The following is a 22471-nucleotide window of genomic DNA, read 5'->3' as shown; positions in this document are numbered from 1 at the left end:
GGCGAGCACCCTTCGCCTAGCCCGAATGCAGACCCGTCAACGAGGCTTCTGCAAGATCAATCTCGCGCACCAGCGTACGTAACGTATCGTCGTTGATCTCATGACTGCGCCGCAGGTTGTACAGCTCCCGACGCTCGGCACGCAGCGCGGCCAGGCGCATGACACGCTCTGTGCCTGCTTCCGCGCGTGCCTTCTCCGGCACATCCCCCGCTTCGCCGGCCGCCTCGAGACGCTGCTGGTAGTCGGCCATGACACGTGAAGCAACGCGAGAGGCCAGCGCGATCGCGTTGACGTCACCGCCCTCGTCGACGCGTTGCTGTTCATCGGCGATGCCACGCAAGGCCGCTTCGGCCGAAAGGGCGCGCGCCTTGCGTTCTTCACGCACGCGCGGATCCTCACCCGGGATCTTCAGCCCCTTGACGGCCAGCGGCAGGCCGATCGCGCCGATCACCAGCGTGCAAAGAATCACACCGCTCGCCAGCAGGATCATCAGGTGCCGCACGGGAAACGGAACGCCCTCACTTTTCATCAAGGGAAGCGACAGCACACCGGCCATCGTGATCGCGCCGCGGACCCCGGCAAGCGCCGAGGTCCAGACCATGCGCGTGCCTACCTTCGGGCGCTTTTCACCGCGATGCAAGGCGCGCATCAGGACGAAGCGCAACGACACCCAGACCCAGATGAAGCGCAGGATGACCAGGACCAGGGTGATCGCGAAGACGTAGGCGAGCAGGTACCAGAGCTCGCCACCACCGGCTTGCGCCAGGTCGCCCTTGGCACCATCGATGATTCCCGGAAGCTGCAGGCCAAGCAGCAGGAAGATCAAACCGTTGAACGTGAACTCCACCATCGACCACACCGCGCCGTTCTGCATGCGCGTGGCGACGTAGCCGCCCTTCAGGACGTCGGTGTAGTTCATCGTCATGCCGGCGGCCACGGCCGCGAGAATGCCGGAGACATCAAAGTGCTCGGCAAGCAGATACGCCGCGAAGGGAAGCAGCAGGAGCAAAGCCACCTGGCTGGCGGGATCCACCTCGCCGCTCCAGCGGACCAGGCGACGCCGGAAGATGCCGAAGGTGTAGCTCACCAACACGCCGGCGAGGATGCCGCCCAGGGCCATCACCACGAAGTCCGTCGACGCCCGGGCCAGGGAGAACTTCCCCGTGACCTCAGCGGCCACGGCGAACTGCAGGGCGACCAGCCCGGAGGCATCGTTGAGCAGTGCCTCGCCCGACAACACGTGCATCAGCCGAGAGGGAATCGGGGTTGCACCGGTGATCGAAGTGACCGCCACGGCATCGGTTGGGGAGAGCACGGCCGCCAGGGCGAAGGCGACAGCCAGCGGCACGGTCGGAATCATCCAGTGGACGAAGTAGCCCACCCCCAGGATCGTGAAGAAGACCAGTCCGACGGCGAGCGCGAGGATGGGGCCCCGCAGGAGGAAGAGTTCGCGCTTGGGGATACGCCAGCCATCGGCGAACAGCAGGGGCGGAATGAACAGCAGGAAGAACAGTTCGTGGTCGAACTCCACATCCATCCCGAACGGACGGGCGAGCAAGGCGCCCAGTGCGATCTGCAGGACAGGCAGGGGAAGCCGGACCGGAAGGATGCGGACGATCGCGCCTGACAGGGCGACCACGAGCAGGAGGACGAGGATCGTGATGACTAGGGTCATCCGTCCACGTTAAACGGGACCCCTCGAAACAGGCAAGGTGAATGGCACTCGCGCCGCATGATTTTGCGCTTCGTGTCGTAATTACTTGCTTAGGACTTATTCCTATTGTTACGAAGCACAGCAGTACTTTACGTTGTTTTCACGCGCCGCTTCGGCGCTGTCGTCAGCTCGCCTCAGGGGACATGATGAGCGGGTGCGACTTTCGCCAGGGATGACGTCTTGCACGATCTTTTTGGGGAGCAAAAAGCACATGCCACACCACGCCATCGCGCGCACCCCTTTCGATTGACGACGTGACGCCGCCCGCCCGGTAAGAGGCGTTCGGCCGAACGAAAAATTTTTCCGTTGGTTCTCCGCCCACCGGTCTCCGGTGGAACGTCCGCGTGCCGCGCGGACGCGGGCGACCTCACCCGTTTATTCGTCACGCGTTATTTCAGGAGGGACGTTTCATGCAGTACGCAAACCGTTCATTCGCGCCGCCGCGCCGCAAGCTCGCGCTTGCCGTGGCTTTCGCCGTATCCATCGGCGGTGCCGGCGCGGCCTTGGCGCAGAGCAACGCCACCGGCGCCATCTTCGGCTCCGCCACGCCCGGTGACGTTGTCCATATCGAAAATACGGACAACGGCCTGCGCCGCGACATCACCGTCGATGCCGGCGGCCGCTACCGCGCCAACTCGCTGCCCATCGGCACCTACACCGTTTCGCTGATGCACAACGGCACGGTCGTCGATTCGCACAAGGGCGTGCAGACCCAGATCAGTCAGGGTACCGACGTCTCCTTCGCCGCAGCCGCCGCTGGCGCCAGCGATGCCACCAATCTCGGTAGCGTCCAGGTCACCGCCAATACCCTGCCCAGCATCGACGTCAGCTCGGTCGACTCGCGTACTGTGCTCACCGCCGACCAGCTGTCCAAGCTGCCGATCGCCCGCACCTCGATCAGCTCGATCGCCCTGCTCGCTCCGGGTACCACGCCCGCCGTGCGCGGCTACGGTAACGCGCTGTCCTTCGGTGGCTCGTCGGCATCCGAGAACGGCTACTACATCAACGGCTTCCAGGCGACCAACCCGCTGACCGGCGTGAGCTCGCGCCAGCTGCCGTACGACGCCATCGACCAGGAACAGGTCCTGATCGGCGGCTACGGTGCGGAATACGGCCGCTCGACCGGCGGCGTGATCAACGTCGTCTCCAAGCGTGGTACGAACGAGTGGAAGGGCGACGTCCAGGTGTTCTGGTCGCCGGACAGCCTCAACCAGCAGCCGCGCAACGTGAATCTGCGTGACGGTACCCCTTACCAGAAGGGCAACCTCTACGCCCTGCGTAACAACGAGAACCTGCAGTACTCCGGCTCCATCGGCGGTGCACTGATCAAGGACAAACTGTTCATCTTCGCCGCGGCGGACTGGATCCGGAACTCCGGCGACTACACCGGTCCGAACACGACCAGCGACGACGAGCATGATGTCGCCAAGACCAAGCGCTGGTTGACCAAGATCGACTGGAACATCACCGACAACAACATCCTCGAGTTCACCGGCATCGGCGACACCGAGACGAACGACCAGTCCATCAGCGCGTATAGCTACCAGACCGGTCGCGGCGACTATCTGGGCCACGTCTACACGAAGAACTACAACGGCACGCAGACCAACGCGACGCCGGGCGGCAACACGTACATCGGTCACTACACGGGCTACATCACCGATGACCTGACCGTCAACGCCATGTACGGCCGTTCGCACTCCGACCATAGCCAGAACATCACCTCGGCGACCGGCCAGAACTGCCCGACCATTACCGACAACCGCACCGAGTTCAAGGGCAACCCGCAGACCGGTTGCACGGTGGGCGGCTCGACCTTCCTCCTGCCCGGCGCCGAAGACAGCAGCCACGGCTGGAGCGCCAACATCGAGTACCGCATCGGCGATCACGATCTCCGTGGCGGTGTGGACAACTACGTGCTGCGCGCCAAGTCTGGCGCTCTCCCGACGGGCGGCACCGGCTGGATCTATGCGGACGTCGGCGATGGCTCGTCCATCAAGAGCCGCCTGTCCAACCTGGGCCTCGATCCGGGCCTGTACAATCCGGCCGATTTCGCGAATGGCTATTACGCCGAATCCACGGCACTCAGCACGGGTACGTCGGCTCGTACCAACCAGCGTTCACAGTTCATCGAAGACAACTGGCAGATCACCGATCGCTGGCATGGCTACGTCGGCCTGCGTAACGAGCAGTTCACCAACTACAACGGCTCCGGCCAGGCCTATGCGAGCGCGCGCCATCAGCTCGATCCACGCCTGGGTGCGTCGTGGGATGTCTACGGTGACAGCTCGCTGAAGATCTACGCCAACGCTGGTCGTTACCATCTCGGTCTGCCGACCTCGGTCGCCATCCGCGGCGCCGGCCCGTCGACCTTCCCGTCGTCGTACTACGGTTTCACCGGTATCGATCCCACCACCGGCGTACCGACCGGCCTTGTAGCGGGTCCGTATTCCGCCAACTACAACAAGAACGGTGCCAACGGCATTCCGCCGGATGCGAAGACCGTCTCTGCCCAGGGCCTGCACTCGTATTACCAGGACGAGTACATCTTCGGTGTCGACCAGCAGCTCGACAACAACTGGGTGGTCGGGGCCAAGGCCATGTACCGTCGCCTGCGCAGCCTGATCGACGATACCTGCGACTCGGCACCGCTCCAGGAATGGGGTGACGAGAACGGCCTGCACGACGAAGTAAAGGCTGGTATTGGCCGCAGCACGGGTTGCTGGCTGTACAACCCGGGTCGCGCGAACACGTTCACCGTATCGCCGGCCGATGGCCAGTACCTGAGTGTACCGCTGACCGCCGACGCCATCGGCGAGCCACGGGCCAAGCGCGCGTACTACATGCTCGACCTGTACGCCGAACACCAGTTCAGCGATCACTGGTATGCGAAGATCGATTACACCTACTCGCGCAGCTACGGCAACTCCGAAGGCCAGCTCGATTCCAATATCGTCCAGGCCGACGTGTCGACCACCGAGAGCTGGGACTTCCCGGCCATCATGGAAAACACCAACGGCAATCTGCCGAACGACCAGAAGCACCAGCTGCGCATCTACGGCACCTACGCGCCGACGGATGAGTGGGCGTTCTCGACGGTCACCCGTATCGCTTCGGGCTACCCGGTCAGCTGCATCGGCGTCCGTCCGGACTCCGCCGGTGGCGACCCGTACGAATACGGCAACAGCTACTTCTACTGCAATGGCGAACCCGCCAAGCGCGGCACCTTCGGCCGCACGCCATGGACGTACAACGTCGACCTGAGTGTCGCCTGGAAGCCGGCCTTCGCCGATCACAAGCTGACGCTCTCGGCCGACGTATTCAACACTCTCGGCAAGCAGCGCGTGACCCAGTTCTACGAGATCGGTGACACCGCCGCCGGCGATCCGAACCCGAACTACAAGCGTGCCCGTTCGTTCTCGGATCCGCGCACCGTTCGCCTGGGAGCCCGTTACGACTTCACGCTGTAATCGAACCGCTTAGCTTTATCGCATAACAACAACAGCAAGCATTTCCCCGGATATTGGCCGCTCCCGATGGAGCGGCCTTTTTTTATCTGCTTTTTTGTGGGAGCCGATTCATCGGCGAGTGGGTGCTCGCAATAACAAGGCACTCCACAACGGGAATCAGCCCCCTGAATCGCCGAAGGGTCTTACGGCGACCGGGCGCATCTTGCGAGGTGCCGAGGCCAGGAATCGAAGCATCCGCAACTACTTGCCTCGCAAATAGTTGCTTAGGACTTTTTCCTATTGTTCCTAGGCATTCCCGTACTTTACGTTCTTTTCACGCGCCGCTTCGGCGCTGTCGTCAGCTCGCCTCAGGGGAATGAGAACGGGCGCGACTTTCGCCAGGGACGACGTCTTGCACGATCTTTTTGGGGAGCAAAAATCACATGCCACACCACGCCATCGCGCGCACCCCTTTCGATTGACGACGTGACGCCGCCCGCCCGGTAAGAGGCGTTCGGCCGAGCGACATTCTTTTGGTTCTCCGCCGCCGGTCTTCGGTGGAACGTCCGCGTGCCGCGCGGATGCGGACGGACTCATTCCGTTTATTCGTCACGCGTTATTTCAGGAGGGACGTTCCATGCAGTACGCAAACCGTTCAATCGCGCCGCCGCGCCGCAAGCTCGCGCTTGCCGTGGCTTTCGCCGTATCCATCGGCGGTGCCGGCGCGGCCTTGGCACAAAGCAACGCCACCGGCGCCATCTTCGGCTCCGCCACACCCGGTGACATCGTCCATATCGAGAATACGGACAACGGCCTGCGCCGCGATATCACCGTCGACTCGGGTGGCCGCTACCGCGCCAACTCGCTGCCGATCGGTACCTATACCGTCTCGCTGATGCACAACGGCACGGTCGTCGACACACACAAGGGTGTGCAGACCCAGATCAGCCAGGGTACCGACGTCTCCTTCGCCGCTACCGCCGCGGCTGCCGGTTCAGCAGATACCACCAACCTCGGTAACGTCCAGGTCACCGCGAACACCCTGCCCAGCATCGACGTCAGCTCGGTCGACTCACGCACCGTGCTCACCGCCGACCAGCTATCCAAGCTGCCGATCGCCCGCACCTCGATCAGCTCGATCGCCCTGCTTGCCCCGGGCACCACGCCCGCCGTGCGCGGCTACGGTAATGCACTGTCGTTCGGTGGCTCGTCGGCCTCTGAGAACGCGTACTACATCAACGGCTTCCAGGCGACCAACCCGCTGACCGGCGTGAGCTCACGCCAGTTGCCGTACGACGCGATCGACCAGGAGCAGGTGCTGATCGGCGGCTACGGTGCGGAATACGGCCGTTCCACCGGCGGTGTGATCAACGTCGTCTCCAAGCGCGGCACGAACGAGTGGAAGGGCGACGTCCAGGTGTTCTGGTCGCCCGAAGGTCTGAACCAGCAGCCGCGTGACATCGACCTGCGCGACGGCACCAAATACCAGAAGGGCAACACGTACGCGCTGCGTGACAACGAAAACCTGCAGTACTCCGGCTCCATCGGTGGCGCACTGGTCAAGGACAAGTTGTTCTTCTTCGCCGCGGCCGACTGGATCAAGAACACCGGCAACTACACCGGCCCGAACACCACCAGCGACGATGAGCACGACGTCTCCAAGACCAAGCGTTGGTTGACCAAGATCGACTGGAACATCACCGACAACAACATCCTCGAGTTCACAGGGATCGGCGATACCGAGACCGAAGATCAGTCCATCAGCGCCTATAGCTATCAGACCGGTCGCGGCGATTACCTGGGCCACGTCTACACGAAGAACTACAACGGCACGCAGACCAACGCGACGCCGGGCGGCAACACGTACATCGGTCACTACACGGGCTACATCACCGATGACCTGACGGTCAACGCGATGTACGGCCGGTCGCACTCCGACCATAGCCAGGACATCGACTCGGCCACCGGCCAGGCCTGCCCGCTGATTACGGACAAGCGCGCAGGGTTCGCGAACAATCCGCAGACCGGTTGCACGGTCGGCGGCTCAACCTTCCTCCTCCCCGGCGCGGAAGACAGCAGCCACGGCTGGAGCGCCAACATCGAATATCGCATCGGCGATCACGATCTCCGTGGTGGTGTGGACAACTACGTGCTGCGCGCCACGTCGGGCGCCCTTCCGACAGGCGGCACCGGGTACATCTACAACGATGTCGCCGATGGCACCGCCATCAAGAGCCGCCTCTCGGCATTGGGTCTCGATCCCGGCCTGTACAACCCGGCGAATTTTGCCAACGGCTATTACGTCGAACAGACGGCATTGAGCACCGGCACCTCGGCGCGCACCAACCAGCGTTCGCAGTTCGTCGAGGACAACTGGCAGATCACGGATCGCTGGCACGGTTATATCGGCCTGCGTAACGAGCAGTTCACCAACTACAACGGCGCCGGCGAAGCCTATGCAAGCGCGCGTCACCAGCTCGATCCGCGCCTGGGTGCGTCGTGGGATGTCTACGGCGACAGCTCGCTGAAGATCTACGCCAACGCTGGCCGTTACCACCTCGGCCTGCCGACCTCGGTCGCCATCCGTGGTGCCGGTCCGTCGACCTATCCGTCGCAGCTCTTCGGCTTCACCGGTATTGACCCGACCACGGGTGAACCCACCGGCCTGGTTGCGGGTCCGTACTCCGGCAACTTCAACAAGAACGGTGCCAACGGCGTCCCGCCGGATGCGAAGACCGTTTCTGCCCAGGGTCTGCACTCGTACTACCAGGATGAGTACATCTTCGGTGCAGACCAGCAGCTCGACAACAACTGGGTCGTCGGTGCGAAAGCCATGTACCGTCGCCTGCGCAGCCTGATCGACGACACCTGCGATTCGTCGCCGATCCAGACCTGGGGTGACGAGAACGGCCTGAGCGATCAGGTCGCGGCCGGTATTGCGCGAAGCACGGGCTGCTGGCTGTACAACCCGGGTCGCGCGAACACGTTCACCGTGTCGCCGGCTCCCGGCCAGTACCTGAGCGTACCGCTCACGGCTGCCGACATCGGCGAACCGCGGGCCAAGCGCGCGTACTACATGCTCGACCTATATGCCGAGCATCAGTTCAGCGACCACTGGTACGCGAAGATCGACTACACCTATTCGCGCAGCTACGGCAACTCCGAAGGCCAGCTCGATTCCAATATCGTCCAGGCCGACGTGTCGACCACCGAGAGCTGGGACTTCCCGGCCATCATGGAAAACACCAACGGCGATCTGCCGAACGACCAGAAGCACCAGCTGCGCATCTACGGCACGTATGCACCGAACGACGAGTGGGCTTTCTCGACGGTCACGCGTATCGCGTCGGGTTACCCGGTCAGCTGCATCGGCACGCGCCCGGATTCGGTCGGTGGCGATCCCAACCAGTACGGCGCCGCCTATTTCTACTGCAATGGCGAACCGGCCAAGCGCGGTACCTTCGGCCGCACGCCGTGGACGTACAACGTGGACCTGAGTGTCGCCTGGAAGCCGGCTTTCGCCGACCACAAGCTGACGCTCTCGGCCGATGCATTCAACGCACTCGGCAAGCAGCGCGTCACCCAGTACTACGAGTACGGCGAGACCGACAGCGGTACGCCGGATCCGCAGTACAAGCGTGCCCGCTCGTTCTCGGACCCCCGGACCATCCGCCTGGGAGCCCGCTACGACTTCACGCTGTAACGAGAACGCTTAGCTACGTCGCATAACAACAACAGCAAGCATTTCCCCGGATATTGGCCGCTCCCGATGGAGCGGCCTTTTTTATCTACGGGACCAATGGGCGACGATGCGAAAGAGCCGACAAATGAAATGTGCAGCGCGAGGTAACCTTTCGCATCGACGCGAAGGTGATTATTGGTTGAAGCCGTACACAGGCGGCAGGTAGTACGGTGGGTTGCCGCAGTTGTCGCCATAGGTCGCCAGTACCGCGCACGCTTGTGCCTGCGTGAAACCGGGTGGCAATGTCGAGGTCACGGAAGCCGGCTGAATGCCGGGATCACCACCGCCCGACGTTCCGGGATAACACGGATAAAACTGCACGACGCTGTACTGAGTAACTGCACCTCCATCGAAATGCGTGTTGTTACAGGTGTAGAGTGACTGACCGACAAAATTGCCCGCTGCGTCGAAGTAGGCCGTCGACACTGAGTCGCTTCTTAGTGCCATCGCCGGTACGGCGAAGCCCATCGTGATGACCACCAAGGCAAGACAAACGATCATTTTTATCGAGCGCATTCCATAGCCTCCTGCTCTGACGAGCAGCTGTGATAGTGAGTGAGAGTTCCCTAGCCGACGCGGAGTCAGCAACTCAACGCTATGCGCATGGAATGAGACGAAACGTGACGGGGATCACGACTTAGTTCGCAATATATGGCGCGATCGCAAGATCATGATTTCCTGTAGGAGGACACCTACGCCATTCCTGAGAACATCGATATCAGGACGCTACCTGAAGCTTTCGAAGCCTATGAATCCGTCGCGGAAGTTCGACATACGTCTTACTTCTTCAGCAAGCGACTCGTCGGCCGCGGCGGCTATCGGCAATCCGGCCCGCTGACGCGGGATCGCCGATGAATCGGCTCCTACGACGGCGTCGCCATGCGTTGGGATTTTCGCAAGTACGGCGCGCAGACGAAGATCGCTACGCCGGCGAGCATCACGGCCGCGCCGATCCACACACCCGTCGCGAAGTGCTCGTCGAAAGCGAGGTATGAGGTGACGATGCCCGACACCGGAACGATCAATGACAGTGGCGCGACGCTCGCCGCCGGGTACTTCTTCATCAGGTTGTTCCAGACCATGTAGCCGAACACGGTCGTGACATACGCCTGGAACAGCACCGAACCGACGGCGGCCCACGACACCCCGTGCGACAACGCAACGAAGGGCGCCGCGCCCTCGTTCACATAGGTCAACACGAACAGCACCGGCGTGGAGAACACGCTCGACCACGCGACGAAGGCCATCATGTCCTTCGGTTTGTGCCGCTTCACGATCAGGTTGCAGAGGCTCCAGCTGATCGCTGCCAGCAGGACGAGCACCACACCCAGCGTGGTCGATGTGCCCGAGGTGGCGTGGATCACGACGAGCAGCCCCGCCGCGGCAACCAGCATGCCTGCCACTTGCGGCCCACGTACGCTCTCCCGCAGGACGATCGCGCTGAGAATTACCGTGAAGAACGCGCTGAACTGCAGCACCAGCGACGACAGGCCGGGCGACATGCCCTTCGACATCGCCAGGTTCACCACCCACCACAAGCCCACCCCGAAGAGAAGGCCATACGCGGCGAGCGAGACGAGTGGAACATCGCGCGGTCGCGGTAGGAACAGGATCAGCGGAAATGCCGTGAAGGCGAACCGCAAGCCGGTGAGCAGGAACGGATCGAGGTCGCGAAGACCGACCTCGATTACCGAGAAGTTGCTTCCCCAGATCAGGGTGACGAGAATGCCGAGCAGGAGGTCACGGTGTTTCATGGTCGTCCTTGAAGGAATCACGTGGAGCATCAATCGGGAAGGGAATCGTCCTCGAACCGAAGATGCTTCACGCTGCGACCATGGCGACGCACCAGTTTCAATGCCTCGATACCGACCTTGATGTGACGCTCGACAAAGTTGGCGGTGACGACCGCGTCACTGCTCTCGGTCTTCACACCTTCGGGAATCATCGGCTGGTCGGAGACCAGCAGCAGCGCCCCGCAGGGAATGTGGTTGGCGAAACCGGCGGCGAAGATCGTCGCAGTCTCCATGTCGATCGCCATGCTGCGCGTGCGGCGCAGGTAATCCTTGAAGGCTTCGTCGTGCTCCCAGACCCGGCGATTGGTGGTGTAGACCGTGCCTGTCCAGTAGTCGTGGCCGAGGTCGCGAATCATCGTCGACACGGCACGCTGGAGCTGGAAGGCCGGGAGCGCCGGTACCTCGGGGAGCAGGTAATCGTTCGAGGTGCCTTCACCACGAATCGCGGCGATCGGCAGGATCAGGTCGCCGATGGCATTTTTCCGCTTCAGGCCACCGCACTTGCCGAGGAAAAGGACTGCCTCGGGCGCAATGACGCTGAGCAGGTCCATGACCGTGGCGGCATTGGGACTACCCATGCCGAAATTGATCAGGGTGATGCCGTCGGCCGTGGCGTTGGGCATCGGCCGGTCGCGGCCGCGCACTTCAACACCGTGGTCGAGGGCGAAGCGCTCGACGTAATGGCCGAAGTTGGTCAGCAGGATGTGCTGGCCAAAGTCCTCCAGGGGGGTGCCCGTGTAGCGGGGCAGCCAGTTGGAGACGATCTCGTTCTTGGTTTTCATGGGGAATCCGACGACGCGGTTACCGGCGACGCCACGCCGGCGGAGTGCCAAATTCATTCGGGCAAGTGTAGCATCCGGCCCAAGCGGGGCTAAGTGGAACGCAGCGGGCGTTTCGGGCGCCGCTGGGCCTTGGGCCTTCGACGGGGGTGTGCCCGATGCGAATCGGTGTAGCGATTGATGCGGCCTGCGACTTGCCGCAGGATTTCCTGGAGCGCAACGGCATCGCCGTGATGCCGATCACCGTGAAGGTGGACGGCCAGAAGTTCAAGGACGACCGCGACCCGGTGGAGATCCAGCGTTTCCGCAACCAGAAGCTCGGGAGCAAGAGCCACTCGGGCGAAACCGAACCCAGTTCGGTCGAGGACGTACAGAACCTCTTCCTCGACCGCCTGGTCAAGGACTACGACTGCGTCGTCTGTCTGACGATCATGGCCACGCGCAGCCCGATCCATGACAATGTCATCAAGGCCAGCTTCGCCATCCTGAAGAACTACCGCCCCATCCGCGAGGCCGCGGGGATCACGGGCCCCTTCCTGATGCGGGTGGTCGATACCCGGAACATCTTCGCCGGCTCCGCGCCCGTGGTTGCCGAGGCGGTGCGCATGATCCAGGCCGGCAAGTCACCGGCCGAAGTCCGCGAACGCGTGGCCCATATCGCCGACTGCTCATATGGCTACATGCTGCCCCGCGACCTGAACTATCTCCGTTCTCGCGCCCGCAGCAAGGGCGACCGCAGTGTCAGCTTCATGAGTTCCATGCTTGGCACCGCTTTGGACATCAAGCCGATCCTGCGCGCCCATCGCGGCGAGACCGGCCCGGTAGGCAAGGTGCGCGGGTTCGACCATGGCGCCCAGGTGCTGTTCGACTATGCAGCCAAGCGCGTCCAGGCCGGCCTGCTGGTGCCGTCGCTGTCGCTCAGCTACGGCGGTGATCTCGACGAGATGCGCGCTCTGACCGGGTACCACGCCCTCACCCGCGTCTGTGGCGATGCCGGCGTGGAAATCCTGGAAAGCCCGATGAGCATCACCGGCATGGTCAACGTTGGCGAAGGGGCCATGACCCTGGGCTTTGCGTCCGAAGACCACGTCGCGGACTTCTGAGCATGCGTCTTGCGGTGTTCGCCCTTGCCGCCCTGGCGCTGGTCGCCACGGGCGGTACCCGGGCGGAAACCGTCTACAAATGCGTAGCGGGTGGGCAGACGATCTACCAGCAGACACCGTGTGCGAAGAGCCAGCGGCAGGAGACCATCCAACTGGAGGACTCGGCACCGGCCAACGCCCAGGTGGCGCCCATGCCCGAAGCGCCCCGCCGGGACGACGCCGTGGTGGCGGCTCCCCCGCCTCCCCGACCGCTACCACCGACGCCTCAGATGTTTGGCTGCGTTCGTGCGACGGATGGCAAGTCCTACACCAGCGCGGACGGCAACCCTCAGCCTTATCTGGCGCCACTGGGCGTGCTCGGTGTTGCGGGCGGCTCGCTGTCCGACACCTACGGCAACCCCAATGCCGCAGTCGCGTCCGCTCCTGAGCTCAATCGAGGCAAGGGCAGCGTCGGGGCGATCGCGACGAGCAACTACGTCTGGGTGCAAGACCAGTGTCGTGCGCTGAGTCCAGCGGAAACCTGCCAGGCCCTGCAAGCCGACGCGGACGCCACGCAGCGGCAGATTCGCAACGCCTTCAAGAGCGACCGCGGGCCGTTGGACGCGAAAGCTGACCGGTTACGCGATCAGCTCCAATCCTGCCGCTGAGGCATCAGAACCCGTAACGCAGGAACCCGCCATCTACTGCGACGATCTCGCCGGTGACATAGCTCGAGGCCGGCATGCAGAGGAAGGCGACAGCGCCGGCCACTTCCTCAGGCTCGCCAATACGTCCCATCGGCGTGCGGTCGAGGACCTCCTCCAGATACTCGGCGTTGGCCAGGGCCGGTTCGCTTCGTTGCGTACGGATGTACCAGGGCGCGACGGCGTTGACGCGGATACCGTCTTCCGCCCATTCGACGGCGAGGTTCCGGGTGAGTTGATGCAGGGCCGCTTTGGTCATGCCATAGGGCGAGCCGGTGCGCACATGGGTGATGCCGGAGACGGAGCCGATATTCACGATGGCGGCGTTGGCGTGCTGCACGAGGTGCGGATACGCGGAGCGGCACATCTCGTAGGCGGAGAAGACATTCAGCTCGAAGAGTTGCCGGTATTCGTCCGGCTCGTAGTCGAGCGTCGCGCGAGGCGTATTGCCGCCGACATTGTTCACCAGGATCGACAGGTTCACCTCGAGATCGGCAACCCAGTCGAACACGGCCAGACGATCTTCCTCATCCGACAGGTCGGCGGCCATCGCCAGGATCTCGACCTCGGGGCACTCCTCCGCGAGTTCGTCGCGCACTTCTTCCAACTGGAGTTCGTCGCGAGCTACCAGGAGCACATCGGCGCCGAGGGCGGCCAGCTCTCGCGCGCAAGCGTAGCCGATGCCTTTGCTGGCTCCGGTGACGAGTGCGGTGCGCCCGTCGAGGCGCCAGCTGCTGAGTCGTGGATGCATGTGGGGTCTCCTTCGATGGACGAATCGTACAGCGTGCCCGTCGCTCGACGAAGGGTTGAGCCCATCGGCCGCTTGCGACACGATGGAGCGATGACCGACCACGATGCCCTGCTTTCCATCGACCGGGCCACGGTACTCCGTGAGAACCGGCGACTGCTCGACGCGCTCTCCCTGGCGATCGCGCCGGGCCAGCATACCGCCATCCTCGGCCCGAACGGCTCGGGCAAGTCCACCCTGGTCAAGCTGATCGAGCGGCGCATCTATCCCCTCGTCCATGACGATGGTTCGGCGGTCGTGCGCATCTTTGGCCGTGACCGCTGGAGCGTGACTGAATTACGCTCTCTCCTCGGCGTTGTGTCGTCCGATCTGCGTCGGGAGTTCGAAGCGAGCAACGAGCAGGCATTGAACGCCGTGCTTTCGGGTTTCTTCGCGTCGATGACGCTTGGCCTCGACCACATCGTCGACGATGCCATGCGCCGTCAGGCGATGGACGCCCTCGCGCGTGTCGGCGCAGCCCATCTGGCCGATCGTGACGTCTCGACGCTATCGACCGGTGAAGCCCGGCGGGTGTTGATCGCACGCGCACTCGTTCATCGTCCGCGCGCGCTGCTTCTGGACGAACCCTGCGCAGGGCTCGACCCCGGCACACGGCGACGCTTCCTCGACCTGCTCAGCGAACTGGCCCGCGAAGGAATCACCCTCATGTTGGTCACGCACCACGTGGAGGAGATCGTTCCTGAGATCGACCACGTGGTCATGCTGCGTGACGGCCGCCTTTTCGATCAGGGGCCCAAGGAACGCCTGCTCGCCGACAGCCACCTCTCGGAGCTGTTCGGCTGGCCGGTGGAAGTGGAACGGGGTAACGGTTTCTACGGCGCGCGATTGCGCTGACCGGCGCCGCGCGCGAGACTCAGCGCGACCTCCGAGGGAATCCTCATGATCCGCACCGCTTTTCCGTTCGCGCTCGTCCTTGCCTGTGCCGCGTGTTCGAAGCCGGCACCTCCGGCGCCGCAGCAACCGCCGACACCGCAGGCCCGCGTATCGACGCCCTGGGATTCGATGGAGGCGCAAAAGAAGAAGGCACAGGACGTGCAGAAGACGGTAGACGACCAGGCGAAAGCGCAGCGTGAGGCGGTGGATGCGCAGACGCAGTGAGGCGTAGATCAGGCGTTATCGCCAGCACCCATCGCCGCTGAAGCGGCTCCCACAAAATAATCGCCGATGAATCGGCTCCTACAGGAGCGTTATTGTAGGAGCCGATTCATTGGCGATGCTCTTACCGCGGTGAGCAGAAGCAATACGCGTAAACGTGCGGCTTACCCGCTTCCGCCGTGCGGAACAACGCGAACTCCGGCGCCAGCCGCGGCAACTCGGCCACCCAGCTCGGCAGACGCAGGCCCCACGACAGCGCCACATGGGTCTCGGAACTATCGCCGACATGGGTCAGGAAGCGCTCGAACGCGCCCATCGGTTTCTCGGCGTAACGCACGTTGAAATCCTTGCCGAGCTTCGCCTCCGCGGCGGCATCGCGGATGGCGTCGTCGAGGCTGCCGATCCGGTCGACGAGGCCGCGATCGAGCGCCTGCTGGCCCGTCCACACGCGGCCCTGGGCGATCGCATTGATCGATGCGAAGTCCTTGCCGCGCGCCTTGGCGACATTGCCGACAAAGTCGCGGTAACCCTTGTCGATGATGCTCTGGATGAGAATGCTCACCTTCGGGTCGAGCGGGCGGGTGATGTCGAACGCACCGGCGAGCGGGCTCGTGGCGACGCCGTCGCTCTTCACGCCGATCTTGGCCAGAGTATCCGGCACCGTGTAGAACATGCCGAAGATGCCGATCGACCCGGTGATCGTATTCGGCTCCGCATAGATACGATTGGCGTTCATCGATATCCAGTAACCGCCGCTCGCGGCGACATCGCCCATCGAGACGATCACCGGGATGCCGGCGGCACGCGTCGCCGCCACTTCGCGCCGGATCTGTTCGGCGGCGTAAACCTCACCACCCGGCGAGTTCACGCGCAGGACGAGCGCACGGGTGCGCTGATCGTAACGCACGGCACGGACCAGGGCCGCAGTGGATTCGCCGCCGATGCTGCCCTGTGCCTGCTTGCCGGAGGTGATTTCGCCTTCGGCGACGACCACGGTGACGCCCTGGCCGGTCTGCAGCATGTCGACCGTGGAGAGCCCGCGATCGGCGAGATAGCCATCGAGTTCGACCTGACGGAATCCCTGGCCTTTCTTGCCGGCAGGCACGCCGTTCTCATGCAACATGGCGACGAACTGCTGCTCGTTGGCAATACCGTCGACGAGCCTTTCCTGCACGGCCAGATCGGCGAGGCTGCCGTTGGCGTCGCGCACGCGTTCGGCGAGATTATCCACGTCAGCGCGGAGGGTGGCAGGATCGATGTGGCGTAGCTTGGCCACTTCTTCAATCCAGGAGGTCCACAGGCCGCCCAGCCAATAGGCATCGGCTTCCTTCGACTCGGGCGACGCGTGATCGAGGATGAACGGCTCGGCGGCACTCTTGAACTGCCCGACGCGGAACAGGTGGACTTCCACGCCAAGCTTGTCGAGCAGATCCTTGTAGAACAGGCGGTAATTGGCCAGACCGGTGGCCATGACACCGCCCTGCGGATCGACGTAGAGCTTGTCGGCATGGGCGGCGAGATAGTACTGGCCCTGATCAAGGCTCACGCCCCAGGCGAGCACCGGCTTGCCGGCGGCGCGGAAGCGATCGAGGGCTGACCCCACCTCACGCAGGGCGGCGAAGCCGCCCGCCTGCAGCTTGTCGGTGCGCAGCACGATCTGGCTGATCCGACTGTCTTTGGCCGCGGCGTCGATCGCGCGCACAAGATCGCGCACCTGCACCTGCTTAACGCCGTCACCGGACATGCGGGCGATGGTTCGCGAAAGCGCATCGGCACTGTACTGCTCGACCAGCGCCCCCTCGGGCGCCAGCACCAGCACCGTCTTGTCTTCGACCTTGTTCGCATGGCCGCTGACCATCAGCACGACCACGAAGATCGCGAGGATCCCGAAAAAGATCGCATTGATGATGATCAGCCGGGTGATGTTGAGGCCCCGGCCAAGGCCGCGCAGGAACCGGCCGAAACCACCTCCGCGCCGCGGCGGGGGAACGGGCTGCGGGCGACTGGGCAGGGGTGGCGGCGTGGCGTCGTGACGGTCCGGCATCTAAGCGGGTTCCTCGAAGGTTGTGTCGAGCGTAGCGCGTCGGCGCGATGGCATCACGTGTGGATTGGCAGGGGCGCCGATCCGCCGTCTTCCGGCCAGCGGCCCGTGGCGCTGCTCCGCCAGAATCGCAGGAAAAGGAGGATCGCCGCCATGCTCAGCCCGGCGATCAGGCCCATCCACATGCCCCGCGCGCCCATGTCGTGGGCGAAGGCTAGGTACCAACCCACCGGAACGCCGACGCCCCAGTAGGCGAACATGGTGATGCCCATCGGTACGCGCGTGTCTTTAAGGCCACGCAGCGCGCCGTTGGAGGCGACCTGGATACCGTCGGAGAACTGGAAGAAGCCCGCCAGGATCAGTAGCTGGGAGGCCATGGCGATCACGGCCGGGTCGCTGGTGTAGAGGCTGGCGATCGGGACGGGGAAAAGCAGCATGATTCCCGACGAGACGAACTGCGTGACCAGCACCAGCGCGATGCCCGACATACCGGCGTAGCGCACCCCCTTGATGTCGCGCCGGCCTGCGGCATTGCCGACACGCACGGTAATGGCCATGGACAGGCCCAGCGGGATCATGAAGGCCACCGACGCGACATTGAGCGCGACATGATGGCTGGCGGTCACCGTTTCGCCCAGGCGACCGATCATCAACGCGACGGCAACGAACATGCCCGCTTCCATCAACAGCGTGACGGCCATGGGCAAACCGATATTGAGCAGTTGGCCGATCGCCTTCAGATCCGGCTTCGCCATGCGCTGGCGAAGGTTGAGGTCGCGGTAGTTGCGGTGCCGGAAGACGTAGATGGCGAAGCCGATCATCTCCAGCCAGAGCACGATCGCCGTGGCGATGCCGCTGCCGCGGGCCCCCATGACCGGGAAGCCGAGCTTGCCGTACATGAGGACATAGCCCAGCGGCGCGAGAATGAGCAGGCCGCCGAAGCTGAAATACATCGACGGCCGCGGCATGGACAGCCCCTCGGACAGACCGCGCAAGGCGAAATACGTCGTCAGCGCCGGCGCCGCGAAGCAGATAGCGTGCAGGAAGGCCGTCACGTCCGCGCGCATGGACTCGACGACGCCGAACAGCGCCATCAGCGGCGAGGCGTGCCAGACGGCAAACGTCATGATCGCGCCGAGAACCCAGGCGATATACAGGGCCTGATGGAAGATCGCCCCCACTTCGCCGCGCCGGCCCGCGCCGTCGAGCTGGGCCACGGTCGGCGGCACGGACATCATCGTGCCGAGCCCGAACACGAGCGCCAGCACCCAGATGTTCACACCGGTAACGACCGAGGCCTGCGTATGCGCACCCTGGTGCCCGGCAAGCACCGCGTCGACGACGTTGGGCGCCATGGCGGAGAGCTGCGCGAAAATCATCGGGAGGGCCAGCCGGACGGTGGCGCCGATCTCGCGACGCGCGCGGGCACGGTCGAAGGACATGATGAAAAGCACACAGGGAGGGCCGCCCATTGTAGCCGCCTCCCATGCCATCATCCGAATTCGTAGGGGGAAAACACGGGGTTATAAGGATGAACGAACTGAAGCCGTCGCCCGTCCTGCTGTGCGCGAACTGCACAGCAGCACTGCAGGGCGCCTTCTGTCACGACTGTGGGCAGTCCGTCAAAAGCGTGATCCAGCCGGTATCGCACATGCTAGAGGACGCCGGGGACCTGTTCTTCCATCTCGACGAGCGCATCGTGCATACCCTGCCGCCGCTCTATACGAAGCCGGGCTTCCTCACCCTGGAATACTTTTCCGGCCGGCGGGTGCGCTATATCGCGCCCTTCCGCCTCATGTTCGTGTTCTGCCTGCTCGCTTTCTTCTTCATGCACCTGGCCATCGGCGACTTCAAGGTCGGTAACGTCGAGGGCACGGCGGCGCGGGATTCGATCGACGCTTTCGCCAGCGCGAAGACGGCCGACGAAGTCCATGAGCTTTACAACGACCAGATCCATGAGGTGCGCACCGCGCGCAACGACCCGTCGTTGCCGGGCGCCGCCAAGGCGGGCCTGGGTGCCGCCGCCGGCCTCATCCACCAGGCGGCGAACGCGCGCCTGACCGAGCTCAGGGCACCCCCGATTCCCACCGAGGCCGGCGAAACCGCGCCCACCGAGGAGCAACCTGGGCGGGGCGAGGCCAAGGTCGAGCAATGGTTCGGTAGCGATTCGAAGATCAGTGTCAGCTGGTTCCCGGACGCCCTGAACCAGCGGCTCAATGCTGGCTTTGGCCACTTCAAGGCCAACCTCATCCCGATCCTGAACAAGGGTCCGGGCAAGGACGAGGCCGTCCGTCGCATCCTGGACGGCTTCTTCTCCGTCCTGCCGCAGACGATGTTCTTCATGATCCCTGTGTTCGCCTTGGTCCTGAAGGTGTTTTATGCGTTCCGTCGACGGCTCTACATGGAACACCTCATTGTCAGCCTGCACAGCCACGCCTTCCTCTTCATCTCCTTGCTGGGCCTGATCCTGCTGAGCTTCGCCCGGGAGGCCATCGCCCCACGGCTCGCCCTGGCCGGAACCGCTATCGGCTTCGTGCAGTTCGCCATGTGGGTATGGATGCCGATCTACCTGCTGGTGATGCAGAAACGGGTCTATCGGCAGGGATGGCCCATGACTATTCTGAAGTACTGGCTGATAGGCAGCGTCTATTTCTGGCTGCTTCTTTTCGCTGTGGTGATCGCTGCCATCGTGGGCATGACCCACTAGGATTTTTTCCTACCGTCCAGCCGGTTGTGCACAGGCACGAAGACCCCTTCGCTTTTGTCAAGGATTTATAGACGCCAGATGAACGTCGCCAGCGTCGCATTTTCAAGTTATTGATTACACGCTATATTTCAGCTTGGTTAAAATCTACCCAAGCTAAGCTGAAGGGCCCAACCATGCGCCTTGGATGCCCCCCATCCGGAGCTCATCCACAGACTTATCCACAGGACTTGTGGATAACACGGAAACCCTCTTGCGGGCGGGCACTTACCTCGGATTCCTCTTTTGGGGGATGTCTTATCAGCCCAAGCCTATGGCGCGCTGGTCAATCATTGACCAGCGAAATCGGCATAGGTCGTTAAACTAGGGGTCGCATGACCGCCGTCCTCCGTGTTGCCTTACCCGTCCCCCTCCTGACCCTGTTCGATTACCTGCCGCCCGAGGCAGGCAGCGCGCAGGCGGGATCGCGTGTGCGCGTGCCCTTCGGGCGGGGTGAGATGGTCGGGATCGTGATCGATCCCGCCGCGGAAGCCGCCGTCGGGGTCAAGCGTCTGAAGCGGGTGAGTGAGGTGCTGGATGAGACGCCGCTCCTGGACGCCGAGTTGCTGGCCACCCTCGCCTGGGCGGCGGACTACTGGGCCGGCGCGCCAGGCGAGGCCTTCGCCAATGCCCTGCCCCTCGCGCTGCGCGAACCCCGGCCCCTGCCAGCCACCGGCCGTGAAGTCTGGGCGCTGACCCACCAAGGCCGCAGTGCACGCGATGCCCGCAGCCGCAAGGGTGGCTCGGCCGCCTTGCTCGATGCACTGGCCGACGGCCCCCGCGCTGCCGACGATCTCGCCTTCGCTTTGCCGGAGTGGCGCGCGGCGGCCCGCCGCCTGGTCGAAGCCGGCTTGGTCGAAAAATCGGAGCTCGAGGAATCATCGCTGCCCGCCAGCCCTGCGCCGGGCCCTGCCCTGAGCGAGGAGCAGACGGCCGCAGTCGCTGCGATGGGAGAGGGGTTCGGTCGCTTCCAACCTTATGTACTGGATGGCGTCACCGGTAGCGGCAAGACCGAGGTCTACCTGGCCCTGATCGAGCGCGCGCTCGCCGACGGCAAACAGACGCTCTTGCTGGTACCGGAAATCGGTCTGGCGCCACAGACTGTCCGCCGCCTGCGCGAACGCCTTGGCGTGACGATCGAAGTGCTGCATTCCAATCTTGCCGAGGGCGACCGTGCGCGCGCCTGGCTGCGGGCCCGCAATGGCAGCGCCAAGGTGGTCCTGGGTACGCGCTCGGCGGTGTTCACGCCCTTACCGCACGCCGGCCTGATCATCGTCGACGAGGAACACGACGCGTCGTACAAGCAGCAGGAAGGCTTCCGCTACCACGCTCGCGATCTCGCGCTCGTCCGCGCCCGCGCCCATGGCGTGCCGGTGGTCCTGGGCTCCGCCACGCCATCGCTGGAAACCCTGGGCAACGTCGAGGCGGGGCGCTACCAGCGCCTGGTGCTGCGGGGCCGACCCGGCGCGACGCAGTCGACCCGCGTGCAGATCGTCGACATGCGCGCGCAGCGCCTCGACCACGGCATGTCGCCCACCCTGATGAATGCCGTGGCCGCCTGCGTGGGCCGCGGCGAACAGGCGCTGGTCTTCCGCAACCGACGGGGTTACGCCCCCGTGCTGCTCTGCTACGACTGCGGCTGGCACGCGGACTGTCCCCGCTGTGACCGGCCCATGACCTTGCATGCCGGCCGCCGCCGGCTCATCTGCCATCACTGCGACAACACGATGGCCGTACCCGTCGCCTGCCCGTCCTGCGCTTCGGCCAACATCAGCCCCCAGGGCCAGGGCACCGAGCGGCTGGAAGAAGCCCTGACGGCGCGGTTTCCCGACGTGCCCGTGGTACGCATCGATCGCGAAACCACGCGACGCCGCGATGCCTTCGGCGAGATCCTCGACGGCCTGCGCGAAGACAAACCGGCCATCCTCGTCGGCACGCAGATGCTGGCGAAGGGACACGATCTGCCCAATCTCACCCTGGTCGCCATCGTCGGCGTCGACGAAGGGCTGCACAGCGTCGACTTCCGTGCCAGCGAGCGCCTGGCCCAGCTCGTGGTCCAGGTGGCCGGGCGCGCCGGACGCGCGAGCAAGCCGGGCAGCGTCCTCCTGCAGACGCACCACCCCGATCACCCGATGCTGCATGCGCTGCTGCGTGGCGGCTACGGTGCCGTGGCGACCGAACTGCTCGAGGAGCGCCGGCTGCTGGAACTGCCGCCTTTCGCCCATCAGGTACTGCTGCGTGCCGATGCACTCGGACGTGCCGAAGTCGATGCCTTCCTGACCCAGGCGCATCTCGCCATCGGCCCGCCGGAGGATCTGCGTATCGCCGGGCCCATGCCCGCGCCCATGCCGCTGCGCGCGGGGCGCCATCGGGGCCAGATACTGATCGAGGCCAGCTCGCGCGGCCGCCTGCACACGTTCCTCCGGCCATGGCAGCACGCCCTGCTCGGGCTGCCCGAGGCACGTAAAGTGCGCTGGTCGCTCGACGTCGATCCCATCGATCTTTACTGACAGAACGCCGC

Annotated in this window: 15 protein-coding genes; 8 read left to right on the top strand and 7 right to left on the bottom strand. The window is 64.0% G+C overall.

The window, feature by feature from the left end; genetic code table 11:
- Nucleotides 1–16: 16 nt before the first annotated feature.
- A complete protein-coding gene (locus AC1DYM_RS04220) occupies nt 17–1675 on the bottom strand; it encodes a Na+/H+ antiporter (protein WP_477336231.1) in 1659 nt (552 codons plus the stop codon).
- Between the two features lie 449 nt (nt 1676–2124).
- On the opposite strand from AC1DYM_RS04220, the gene AC1DYM_RS04215 reads away from it, so the two are divergent.
- Complete coding sequence (locus AC1DYM_RS04215; RefSeq protein ID WP_477336229.1) at nt 2125–5184, top strand: TonB-dependent receptor; 3060 nt, start codon at nt 2125–2127, stop codon at nt 5182–5184.
- Between the two features lie 616 nt (nt 5185–5800).
- On the top strand, nt 5801–8866 hold the full coding sequence (locus AC1DYM_RS04210; protein ID WP_477336227.1) for a TonB-dependent receptor: 3066 nt from the start codon (nt 5801–5803) through the stop codon (nt 8864–8866).
- Between the two features lie 171 nt (nt 8867–9037).
- Here AC1DYM_RS04210 and AC1DYM_RS04205 read toward each other — a convergent pair whose 3' ends face one another.
- The 3 genes from AC1DYM_RS04205 to AC1DYM_RS04195 form a co-directional block, all read right to left on the bottom strand.
- Nucleotides 9038–9421: a hypothetical protein gene (locus tag AC1DYM_RS04205; RefSeq protein WP_477336225.1), complete on the bottom strand. Its 384-nt coding sequence runs from the start codon at nt 9419–9421 to the stop codon at nt 9038–9040.
- Between the two features lie 347 nt (nt 9422–9768).
- On the bottom strand, nt 9769–10659 hold the full coding sequence (locus AC1DYM_RS04200; RefSeq protein WP_477336223.1) for an EamA family transporter: 891 nt from the start codon (nt 10657–10659) through the stop codon (nt 9769–9771).
- Between the two features lie 29 nt (nt 10660–10688).
- Entirely contained in the window at nt 10689–11480 is a 792-nt protein-coding gene (locus tag AC1DYM_RS04195) for an AMP nucleosidase (protein ID WP_046969688.1), read from the bottom strand.
- A 155-nt stretch (nt 11481–11635) separates the two neighbouring features.
- Between AC1DYM_RS04195 and AC1DYM_RS04190 the strand changes: the two genes are divergently transcribed.
- Together AC1DYM_RS04190 and AC1DYM_RS04185 are read left to right on the top strand one after the other, a co-directional pair.
- Nucleotides 11636–12580 carry a DegV family protein gene (locus AC1DYM_RS04190; RefSeq protein WP_477336221.1) on the top strand — a complete coding sequence of 315 codons (945 nt, stop codon included), beginning with the start codon at nt 11636–11638 and terminating at the stop codon, nt 12578–12580.
- Between the two features lie 2 nt (nt 12581–12582).
- Nucleotides 12583–13227 carry a DUF4124 domain-containing protein gene (locus tag AC1DYM_RS04185; protein WP_477336219.1) on the top strand — a complete coding sequence of 215 codons (645 nt, stop codon included), beginning with the start codon at nt 12583–12585 and terminating at the stop codon, nt 13225–13227.
- A 4-nt stretch (nt 13228–13231) separates the two neighbouring features.
- Here AC1DYM_RS04185 and AC1DYM_RS04180 read toward each other — a convergent pair whose 3' ends face one another.
- Complete coding sequence (locus AC1DYM_RS04180) at nt 13232–14014, bottom strand: SDR family oxidoreductase (RefSeq protein ID WP_477336217.1); 783 nt, start codon at nt 14012–14014, stop codon at nt 13232–13234.
- 90 nt (nt 14015–14104) lie between these two features.
- Here AC1DYM_RS04180 and AC1DYM_RS04175 point away from each other — a divergent pair, with 90 nt between their 5' ends.
- Entirely contained in the window at nt 14105–14905 is an 801-nt protein-coding gene (locus AC1DYM_RS04175) for an ABC transporter ATP-binding protein (protein WP_477336215.1), read from the top strand.
- 45 nt (nt 14906–14950) lie between these two features.
- On the top strand, nt 14951–15169 hold the full coding sequence (locus AC1DYM_RS04170) for a hypothetical protein (RefSeq protein ID WP_477336213.1): 219 nt from the start codon (nt 14951–14953) through the stop codon (nt 15167–15169).
- Between the two features lie 121 nt (nt 15170–15290).
- On the opposite strand, the gene sppA is transcribed toward AC1DYM_RS04170, so the two are convergent.
- Both sppA and AC1DYM_RS04160 read right to left on the bottom strand, forming a co-directional pair.
- The gene (sppA, locus tag AC1DYM_RS04165; protein ID WP_477336211.1) at nt 15291–17210 is read right to left on the bottom strand and encodes a signal peptide peptidase SppA; all 1920 of its coding nucleotides are present in this window, start codon (nt 17208–17210) and stop codon (nt 15291–15293) included.
- A 53-nt stretch (nt 17211–17263) separates the two neighbouring features.
- Nucleotides 17264–18649, bottom strand: coding sequence for an MATE family efflux transporter (locus AC1DYM_RS04160; protein WP_477336209.1), 1386 nt, complete (start codon nt 18647–18649; stop codon nt 17264–17266).
- Between the two features lie 89 nt (nt 18650–18738).
- On the opposite strand from AC1DYM_RS04160, the gene AC1DYM_RS04155 reads away from it, so the two are divergent.
- Both AC1DYM_RS04155 and AC1DYM_RS04150 read left to right on the top strand, forming a co-directional pair.
- Nucleotides 18739–19914: a DUF3667 domain-containing protein gene (locus AC1DYM_RS04155; protein ID WP_477336207.1), complete on the top strand. Its 1176-nt coding sequence runs from the start codon at nt 18739–18741 to the stop codon at nt 19912–19914.
- 371 nt (nt 19915–20285) lie between these two features.
- On the top strand, nt 20286–22460 hold the full coding sequence (locus tag AC1DYM_RS04150) for a primosomal protein N' (protein WP_477336205.1): 2175 nt from the start codon (nt 20286–20288) through the stop codon (nt 22458–22460).
- The last annotated feature ends 11 nt before the right edge of the window (nt 22461–22471 follow it).

The sequence above is a fragment of the Luteibacter sp. P1_D3 genome (assembly GCF_056406135.1).
The sequence above is the reverse complement of the archived record's forward strand: the minus strand, read 5'-3'. Positions and strand labels throughout refer to the sequence as shown.